The sequence below is a fragment of the Calditrichota bacterium genome, from assembly GCA_016867835.1.
In the GTDB taxonomy this organism is placed as follows: Bacteria; Electryoneota; AABM5-125-24; order Hatepunaeales; family Hatepunaeaceae; genus VGIQ01.
Window position 1 is genome coordinate 1 of record VGIQ01000106.1, and the last position, 9,621, is coordinate 9,621.

Annotated in this window: 8 protein-coding genes; all 8 read right to left on the minus strand. The window is 59.3% G+C overall.

What is annotated here, in order from left to right:
* On the minus strand, window positions 1-235 hold a 235-nt coding region (locus FJY67_09785; GenBank protein ID MBM3329742.1), incomplete at its 3' end, for a hypothetical protein.
* Window positions 236-238: 3 nt separating this feature from the next.
* The gene (locus FJY67_09790; protein ID MBM3329743.1) at window positions 239-1,609 is read right to left on the minus strand and encodes a UDP-N-acetylmuramate--L-alanine ligase; all 1,371 of its coding nucleotides are present in this window, start codon (window positions 1,607-1,609) and stop codon (window positions 239-241) included.
* Between the two features lie 5 nt (window positions 1,610-1,614).
* Entirely contained in the window at window positions 1,615-2,751 is a 1,137-nt protein-coding gene (murG, locus tag FJY67_09795; protein MBM3329744.1) for an undecaprenyldiphospho-muramoylpentapeptide beta-N-acetylglucosaminyltransferase, read from the minus strand.
* The gene (locus FJY67_09800; protein MBM3329745.1) at window positions 2,738-3,988 is read right to left on the minus strand and encodes a cell division protein FtsW; all 1,251 of its coding nucleotides are present in this window, start codon (window positions 3,986-3,988) and stop codon (window positions 2,738-2,740) included. The genes murG and FJY67_09800 overlap by 14 nt, the downstream gene beginning before the upstream one ends.
* Window positions 3,985-5,328 (minus strand): UDP-N-acetylmuramoyl-L-alanine--D-glutamate ligase, encoded by a 1,344-nt coding sequence (gene murD, locus FJY67_09805; protein ID MBM3329746.1) that lies wholly within the window; start codon window positions 5,326-5,328, stop codon window positions 3,985-3,987. The genes FJY67_09800 and murD overlap by 4 nt, the downstream gene beginning before the upstream one ends.
* A gap of 3 nt (window positions 5,329-5,331) precedes the next feature.
* Entirely contained in the window at window positions 5,332-6,462 is a 1,131-nt protein-coding gene (locus FJY67_09810) for a phospho-N-acetylmuramoyl-pentapeptide-transferase (protein ID MBM3329747.1), read from the minus strand.
* A 100-nt stretch (window positions 6,463-6,562) separates the two neighbouring features.
* Window positions 6,563-8,077, minus strand: coding sequence for a UDP-N-acetylmuramoyl-L-alanyl-D-glutamate--2,6-diaminopimelate ligase (locus FJY67_09815; protein MBM3329748.1), 1,515 nt, complete (start codon window positions 8,075-8,077; stop codon window positions 6,563-6,565).
* Window positions 8,078-8,105: 28 nt separating this feature from the next.
* On the minus strand, window positions 8,106-9,621 hold a 1,516-nt coding region (locus FJY67_09820; GenBank protein MBM3329749.1), incomplete at its 5' end, for a penicillin-binding protein.

The window sequence follows — 9,621 nt, forward strand, 5'->3', positions numbered from 1 at the left end:
GGTGCGTCCCATAGCCAATGACAAAGAGCGGGATGCGATGCTCCCGGCAAAGACCGAACAGCGCCGCAAGACACCCTGCATTAGCAGGATAGAGATAGATATCTGCCGGGCCGCCGACGCGCAGCGAAGTATGCTTGGCAAGCGGTTCGTTACGCACGATCCGGCCCTCGACTTCATTTTTTAGCCGCTCGACGAAGTCCGGTTCCTGCCATGGGTGCTCTACAGACCGACCCAACGTTCAGCCCGGCAAAGCAGCGAGTATCTCGGGAGCCAGACGATAGACGTCCCCGGCTCCCAGGATGATGACCATATCGCCCGGCTCCAGAGCCGACTTCACCGCTTCGGCGGTCTGGTTCCGGTCGTCGAGCAGAATCGCCCGCTTATGCCCCATCGTCCGCGCTGCTTCAACGATCAGTTGACTCCCCACCCCCGGCTCCGGCGCTTCGCGCGATCCGTAGATCGGCAGGACGATGGCCGTCTCGGCGCCTAACAGCGCCTGCCCGAACTCGGTAGCGAGCGCCTTGGTCCGGCTGTAGAGATGCGGCTGAAAGATCGCCACAATGCGACGTCCCCAGCCTGAGCGAGCCGCTTCGAGCGTCGCCGCGATCTCGGCCGGGTGATGAGCGAAGTCGTCGATCACCATCACGCCACCCTTCTCGCCTACGAACTCGAACCGCCTCCGTACGCCCTGAAAGCCGGCTAAAGCACTCTTTATATCATCGAATCCGACCCCGGCTTCAAGCCCGATGGCTATCGCTGCGAGGGCGTTCAGGACATTATGCCGGCCCGGGAGGCTCAGTTCGACGCGGCCCAGCGGACGACCGTGAGCCGTCAGGTCGAAATGCGACTTCCAGCCGCCCCGTTCGAGGTTCTCGGCCCGGACATCGGCTTGCGGTGAAAAGCCATAGGTAACCAGTGGCCGGTTGATCCTCCCGGCTATCCGGATGACCGATGGCTCGTCGATGCAAATCGCCGCCCGTCCGTAGAAGGGCACGGCATTGGAGAATTGAAGAAACGCGTTCTCAAGTTCCTCGAAACTGCCGTAGCATTCGAGGTGGTCGCGGTCGATATTGGTTATCACGACGTATGTTGGCGTCAGGCGCAGAAAAGACCGGTCAAACTCGTCGGCTTCGACGATAAGAATCTCGCTTGAGCCTTGCACCACGCCGGCGTTCGATCGCTTGAGCCTTCCGCCTATAATGACCAGAGGATCGAGCCCCCCCGCCGAGATCACTTCGCCCGTCAGCGAAGTCACGGTCGTCTTGCCGTGCGTTCCCGAAATCGCAATGCCGGTCTTCATACGCATCAGTTCGCCCAGCATCTCGGCACGGGCGATGACAGGTATCTTTCGCTGCCGGGCAGCGACCAACTCATCGTTGTCAGACTGAACCGCCGATGAATAGACGACTGCATCGGCGTCGGCGACGTGCCGGGCGCTGTGGCCGATCTGGATCTCCGCACCCAGTTCACGCAACCGCAGCGTCGTCTCGCTTTCGACGAGATCGCTGCCGGTTACCCGGAAGTCGTTTGCCAAAAGAACCTCGGCGATGCCCGACATCCCGGATCCGCCTATGCCGGTGAAGTGAATCCGTCCGAATCGGCGCCGCATCGGGCCTAACATCCACTCACCTGCAAGATTTCGTCGATGATCCTTGCAGCCGCATCGGGCCGGGCAAGTCTTCCCATCGCAGCGCTCATGGTCTCAAGCCTCGAAGTTGTTCCCGGTTCGCCGCCGGTAATGGACTCCAAAGCCCCAATGAATGATTCCCGGCTCAACTCCGTGTCTTTAATAGTCACCGCACCGCCGGCGTCTACAACGGCTCGTGCATTTGCCTCCTGATGACCTTCGGCTGCAAATGGATAGGGCACGAGGATTGCCGGCCGCCCGGTCGCAGCGAGATCGGCGAGGGTCATTGCCCCGCAGCGCGAGAGCACCAGATCGGCAGCCCGGTAGGCAAGCGCCATCCGCTGCGGTTCGAAGAATGGGGCGATGACCAGCCGTCCCTGCTGTTCTGTTCGGGATGACTGCTCACCATCCCGGTGCGATCCGGTCTGCCATATGACGCTCCAGTTTTGTGCAAACAAGTCATCCATAATGCTATAAATCAACCGGTTGATCGACCTTGCTCCAGCGCTGCCACCGGTTACGAGGAGTGTTCTCCTTCCGGTATCGAGCCCAAATGCCTTTCGGGCTTCCTCGCGACTCACCCCGGCGTCTTGCATAAGCGAAGGGTTGCCGCTCAGGACGATCCGGGCGGGAGGGGACTGGATCCTTTTTAGAGCATCCTCATAGCCGACGAAGACCCGAGCCGCGCCAGGCGCTTGAAGCCGCGTAACCAACCCCGGATAAGCATTCGACTCATGGACAAATAGCGGCTTCTTAAGGAGTCGTGCTGCCTGACCGGCGGGCCAGGCCGACCAACCGCCGGTCGAGATGACGAATCTCGCTCGATGTCGCAAGATGGCTCGCGACGCCTGAGCCGCCGAGACAGTCATCTGCAGTGGAAGCAAGCCGTTGCGAAGATCGAAGGTGCGTCTTAGACTGCCGATCCAGACTGATTGAAATGCAATGCCTTCGCTCCTGGCGATCCGCTCCTCGATCCTGCCTTTCGCTCCGATATAGAGAAAGTCCGCTTCCGGACGACGATGACTCAGTTCCCTCGCCAGTGCCATAAGGGGCAGGGCATGCCCGCCGGTTCCGCCGCCGGCAAGGACGACGGGCAGACGCCTGGATCGGTCAGGTCCGACCACTACGACTCAGTTGCCACAGGACTCCTACCGACCAGAGCGATACGATAAGCGATGTCCCACCCGCACTGATAAAAGGCAGCGGAAGTCCGGTCACCGGAAGGATTCCGACGGTGACTCCCATATGCACCAGTGCGAACATCATGAGTGAGAATATCAACCCTCCACCAAGGAGAAATCCAAACCGGCTCACTTCGCCACGCAGGATGTTTGAGGCGCGATATAGCAAGACCATAAACGCGAACAACACCGCTGTGGTGCCGAGCAAGCCGACCTCCTCCCCGATGATGCTGAAGATAAAGTCCGTATGCGGCTCGGGCAGAAAAAGCATCTTCTGGCGGCTCTCGCCGAAACCGGCACCGAAAATCCCGCCTCGACCGAATCCGAGAATGGACTGAAAACTCTGATAGTTGTCTTCGCTTAGCGCCCGCCCCGGAAAGAGATAGGTGATCAACCGGTCGCGTTGATAAGCCGTCCGGAGCACAAAAGCCAGCCCCGCAATTCCGGCGATCCCGGTTCCGATCAGGAAAGTCCGCCACGGCATACCGGCAAGCAAAAGCACCACTCCCGTCGCAGCGACCATCATCGCAGCGGCTGAAAAGTCGCGCTGGAAGTAGGTAACGGCGGCCATCGCACCTATGGGAACCATCGCGGCGAGGTAAAGCGCAGTCGAGGAGTGCCCCGGCTTGTCATCCTTTGCGAGGATGTGAGCCACAAAGATGATCACCGCGCAGCGCGCCGCTTCGGAAGTCTGAAAGGTGAAGCCTGCCAAACGCAGCCAGCGTCGCGTTCCATGCACCACCGGGCCGAAAAGTGCCTGCAGGATCATTACCCCTATCAGCGTCAACAGGATCACCCGGGCCCACCGGCGGTAGAAGCCGATGTCGATTTTCATTCCAGCGTAGAGGAACCCAAAGCCGACCATCATCAGGACGATCTGCCGCAGCGCGAAATACCAATCGACGGCATGTTTGTCGATAGCCAGAAAGAAACTGGCGCTGTAGATCATCACCAGGCCGAAGCAGGTGAGCGCGATCGCGGTCAGGAGCAGCATCTCGTCGCCTTGCGCGAAAAACTCCCGGAGCGGCGTCGGGCCATTGCGGCTTCGGCCCCGATAGAGGCGGACCGTGCCTCGCGATTCAGACCTATCGGTGAATAGACTCACTACGTTCTGGTTCATGCCTGATATTAGGGTAATGGTAACCGGTGTTGTGCCGAAATGTGGACAAACGGGACTCATAGTTCGACAACCAGCCTCCGGAAGACCTCACCTCGCTCCTCAAAGTCGCGAAACATATCGAAACTGGCGCAAAAGGGTGCCAATAGCACTGTATCACCTTCACTTGCCAACTTACCGGCAATGCTGACCGCTTCGTCAAGCGACCCGGCACGTATGACCGGCACAAGGTCCCCCCAATCGCTCATTATTTCGGAAGCAGCCTCACCGATCAGGATCAACTGCCGGACTTTTGCCTTGATCAAGTCGCGCGCCACGCGAAAGCCACCGCCCTTGGAGCGACCGCCGGCAATCAGGATCACCGGAGAAGGAGTCGCGCGCAGTGCGGTCATTCCGGCGTCGAGGTTGGTCGCTTTGGAGTCGTTTATCCAGACAACGCCTTCGCGTTCCCGAATTACCTCGAGTCTATGCGGGAGGCCACGGAACTCCCGAAACCCCGCTTCAACCGCTCCCCATTCGACACCGCAAGCCATTGCCATTAACCCAGCCACCAGCGCATTGGCAATATTGTGATCGCCCGGCAAAGGCAGACTCGAGCGTGGGAAACGGTGGTGTATGCCTGGTTCAGGCGCAAAGTTGAGTTGCCTCCCGTCGAACCAGGCTCCGGGTGCCTTTGCATCCGAAGGCAAGTTCATCCAATATGGAAGCCGTCGGGCACGGCAGTTCACAATCAATTCGGTCACCACGGGGTCGTCACCCGGATAGACGACGGCATCGTCCGGGCTCTGGTTGATTGTGATTCGCGCCTTGGCAGCGCCGTAACCCGCCATCGTCCCATGCCGGGCAAGGTGATCGGGCGTCAGATTTAAGATTGCAGCCGACTTCGGCCTCATCGTCAAAGTGGTCTCGAGTTGATAACTGGAGACTTCGAGCGCTATTAATGAATTCTCTGTCGTCGCATCGACGATCTCAATGAATGGCCGGCCGAGGTTTCCGCAGGCGAATGCGGGTTGTCCGGTCGCTTCGAAGATCCGCCCCACGAGTGCGGTCGACGTGCTCTTGCCGTTCGATCCAGTGATGGCTGCAAGCGTTCCCCGGCTGTTGCACCAGGCCAGTTCGATCTCGCTGATGATCCGGACACCTGCTTCTCGACGGACAACCACAGCCGGGTGAAAGAGCGCCACCCCGGGGCTGACCACGACCAAATCGGCAAACTCTGCAAGAGCTATTTGATGCCCGCCGAAGGAAAGCCTCACCCCCGCCTTTTGCCACTCGAGCACCTTTTTTCCGAAGCGCTCCTCCGGAAGGTCATCGCTCGCAACCACATCATGTCCATGCCGTATCAACCACTCGACTGTTGCGATGCCGCTACGCCCCATGCCAATCACATGCACACGGGACATTGCCTAACGCACCTTGAACGAAGTTATCGTAAGAAAAAGCAATAAGATGCCGATGATCCAAAAGCGCACCACCACCTGCTGTTCGGGCCAGCCGGCAAGTTCGAAATGGTGATGAATCGGCGCCATCTTGAAGAACCGGACGCCGGTTCCGGTGCGCTTGCGGGTGTATTTGAAGTAGTATCGTTGAACGATCACCGAGAGCACTTCAGCCACAAGAACTCCACCTAACATAATTAAAAACAATTCTTTCTTAATTAGTATCGCGACCGTCGCAAGCCCGGCACCCAACGCCAAAGCCCCGGTATCGCCCATAAAGACCTGAGCCGGTTTGGCGTTCCACCAGAGAAAGCCGAGCGCAGCACCGATCATTGCCGCGCAATAGACCGCGATCTCGCCCGATCCCGGCAAATAGATGATATTCAGATAATTACTGAAGACCGCATGGCCCGACACATAAGCCAGCACAGCAAAGCCCACCGATATAATCCCCACGAGTCCAATCGCGAGGCCGTCAAGACCGTCGGAGATATTAACCGCGTTGGAAGTTCCAGTAATGACGAGGGTTACGACAATGATGTAGATGATCCCTATGCCGAAAAAAGCCAGGTCAAGATGGCTATTCTTCAGGAATGGCAGCGTCGTTTCCGTCGCATTCTGAGCGAATTGCGGTGACAGTTGATCGGGTAGGAAATAGATCAGGCTGCCAATCAAAATGCCCAGTGAGACCTGCCCTAACATCTTATAGCGCGGCACCAAACCGATCTTGCGGTTGCGGCTCTTCAGGTAGTCATCGAGGAACCCGACCAGCCCCATCCAAGCCGTCGCCAGGACCAGCAGCCAGACCTGCCAATGGTCGAGCCTGGCAAAGAGCAGTGTCCCGCCCAGGAGTGCCGTCAAGATAATCAGCCCCCCCATCGTCGGGGTGCCGGCCTTTTCAAGGTGCGTGACCGGGCCGTCGGTCCGAATCTCCTCTACAGCGCCGGTCCGTTTCAGCCGCCGGATGATCATGGGACCGACTATGAAACTGATGAGAAGCGCGGTAACCGCTGCCGCTCCAGCCCGAAAGGTGATATAGCGGAAGAGGTTGAATCCGGAGACTAACTCCTGAAGCGGCAGCAGGAGATGGTAAAGCAATGGATCCCGGGTTAGTTATGTTCTGTTAGCGTTGGCTCTCCGATTGCGCAAAGGTCGCGTTTTCCCCGCTGACAGGAATCAATTGGTGAACGGACCTTCGTCAGCACGATGCGCCTGGCAATCGCCGTGCCTCTGCTGCTCGACGCGCCTCTTCACGATCATCGAACGGCGTCCGGACACCGTTCACCTCGAGGTAAGTTTCCGCACCCTTCCCGGCGAGCAGGATGAGTTCGCCATCAATGGCATCGGCGACCGCACGTTCGATAGCCTCCCGGCGATCGACCTGCACCATAGCCCGACCCGATCGTATGGCATTCGGGGGCAATCCAGCTGCGATTTCGGCGCATATTTTGGCCGGCTCCTCAGTACGCGGATTGTCGCTCGTTATGATGACCTTATCAGCCCCTTCGGCAGCGATTTGCCCCATCACCGGCCTCTTGGTGCGATCCCTATCTCCTCCACAGCCGAACACCACGGTCAGCCGTGTCGGAGTCAGCCGCCGAAGCGAAGCAAGCGCTCGCTCGAGGGCATCGGGCGTATGAGAGTAGTCAACCAGCACCGTGAACGGCCCGGTAACCGCAGTCTCCATCCGGCCCGGCACCGCCTTGAGAGATTCTATGCCCCGGGCAATAATCGCTGGAGCAATACCCAGCCCTAACCCGACACTTGCTGCCAAAGCCACGTTATCTCCTTGAAAGAGCCCCACGAGGGGGGTATGAACTTCGAAATCGACGCCCCAACCGGTAATGCGAAAAGTCCCGCCCTTGCCGGTAGCACTGATTACCGCATAGCAAATCTGCCCTTCCCCGCCCCTCCGACCGCGCGTCCGGCGGGCGAATCCGATGCAATTAAGTCCTTCAACATCCACGAGTTCCCGATAGAGCATGCGTCCCCGCCGGTCTCCGGTATTGACCGCCGCTACGCCGCCGGGTGCTATCATGTCGAACAGTTTGCGTTTGGCGGCGAAGTAATTGGCGAAGGTCCGATGATAGTCGAGGTGGTCTCGCGACAGATTCGTGAACGCCGCCGCGCCATAGACCAATCCCTCAACCCGCCTTTGATCGAGCGCATGCGACGATACCTCCATCACCGCATGAGTGCAACCGGCGCCGACCATTTCGTCAAGCAGGCGGCAAGTGGTGTCGATATCCGGCGTCGTCAGCAGGGCTTCCATCTGGCGTCGCCTGGTGTCATAGCCGATCGTCGAGAGCATTCCACACTTCCCGCCCGAGGCTTCGACAATAGCCCGGATCAGGTGTACCGAACTGGTCTTGCCATTGGTTCCGGTTACTCCAATAAGGCAAAGTCGGGTCGCCGGGTACCGGTAGATCCGTTGCGACAAGCCAACCAACGCAACTCGTTCATCGGCTACCCGCACTGCAGGCAGCGGGAGAGCGTCGGGCAGCGGAGACGAGGTTACTAACATCACCGCACCGCGACGGGCGGCTTCACTAACGAACTCGACGCCCTTGGACCGCCCCCCCGACCGGGCAAAGAAGAGCCAGCCCGGCTCTATCAACCGCGAATCCTGGGCAATGCCGGTTATTGCTGCGTTGACTTCTCCTCTGGTATCAAGGACCTTGATCCCTTTAAAGAGAGCGTCGAACCGGTTCATCCTCCCTCGCGAGACCGATTCAAGGCACTTAACTCCGCGCTTCGAGGCGGCAGACGTCGCCCCAGTTGACGCGGGAGCCAGAGGAGGGATGTTGTTCGACGACCTTTCCGCGTCCGTTCACCTGGACCGTTAGTCCCGACTCGCTCGCCTTGCGAATCGCATCCCGTATCGAGAGTCCGACCAGATGCGGCACTACAACAGCACCGCGGGCGGATCGTTTAGGCGGCCCTATAGTCAGGTTGACCCGGGTTCCGGCAGGGATTTCTTCGCCAACCTCCGGCACTTGATCGACAACGACTGTGCCTTCTCCCCGCAGCGTCACATTCAGGCCGATGCTCTTGAGACTCGCCTCGGCTTCACCTGCCGGTTTCATTCGCAAATCCGGCATCTTCACCAACTGTGGCAGCGAGCGTCCCCGTTTCGATGGACTTGCCAGCGCCTTGCCCGTGGTTGGCACTTTCCGACCTGAACCGCGCTCCTTGGCGGGCGACGATGCCAGCATTGCCGGATCGAGTCCGGCGATCCGGGTCGCAATCCGTTTGAAGATCGGAGCCGCCACATCCCCGCCCTGGTGCAAACCGGAGGCTCCCCGCGGGCTGTCCATTCCGATAAAGATCAGATATTGCGGGTCTTCAGCCGGCAGGAAGCCGCACATCGAGGCGTAATACCGATCGTCATGGTATCCTCCCTCGGGGCTTGAGATTTGTGCAGTGCCGGTCTTGGCAGCGATGGTGACACCTTCGACCTTGGCTTTGCGACCGGTGCCTTTCTCGACGACTTGAACCAGTGCCAAGGTGATGGCTTTGGCGGTCGAGGGCGATACGACCTGACGAATCCGAACCGGCTCCCGGGACACAAACTCGCCGTCGCGATTGAAGTGTCCCCGTATCAGAGTTGGCCGCAGCAGTGTCCCCCGATTGGCGATTGCGCCATAGGCCATAGCCATTTGCAGCGCCGTTGCAGCTACGCCTTGACCGATCACCAACGTCGGCTGGGTTAGTCCCGACCAATCGGACGGCGCCGGAAGCATCCCCGAGGCCTCGCCCTCGACTTCGATGCCGCTCTTGGCGAGAAACCCGAATCGTCGCACCATATCGTAAAGTTCACGCTTCTCCAAGGCTCGCGAAAGCAGAATCGTCCCGACATTGGAGGAATAGGCGAGCACCTCCTGCAGCGTGAGCACTCCATGCCGCTTGGCGTCGCGTATGGTCTTGCCGTGGATCGTCACCGATCCGGCGCTGCAATCGATGGTCGAGCGAAGTGTAGCGCGACCGCTCTCCAGCAGTGCAGCGGCGGCCACGATCTTAAACGTGCTTCCCGGTTCGAAAATATCGACCACTGCCCGGTTCTTTTGATACTCCTGCGGCTGGGTGTCCGGCTGCCCCGGATCGAATGCCGGTAACGACGCCAGAGCGAGTACTTCACCGGTCTTGGGGTCGAGGACTATAGCCACTGCCGAGAGGGCTTTCTCGACTATCACAGCCGGTGCCAGTTCTTCCTCGACGAGTGACTGAATGCGCAGATCGAGGGTCAGGACGACGTCG

What these genes read in the sequence shown, in the direction of transcription:
- FJY67_09790 (MBM3329743.1), bottom strand. Translation starts at nt 1,609, where the DNA reads ATGCGGCGCCGATTCGGACGGATTCACTTCACCGGCATAGGCGGATCC.
- FJY67_09800 (MBM3329745.1), bottom strand. Translation starts at nt 3,988, where the DNA reads ATGAGTCCCGTTTGTCCACATTTCGGCACAACACCGGTTACCATTACC.
- murD (MBM3329746.1), bottom strand. Translation starts at nt 5,328, where the DNA reads ATGTCCCGTGTGCATGTGATTGGCATGGGGCGTAGCGGCATCGCAACA.
- FJY67_09815 (MBM3329748.1), bottom strand. Translation starts at nt 8,077, where the DNA reads ATGAACCGGTTCGACGCTCTCTTTAAAGGGATCAAGGTCCTTGATACC.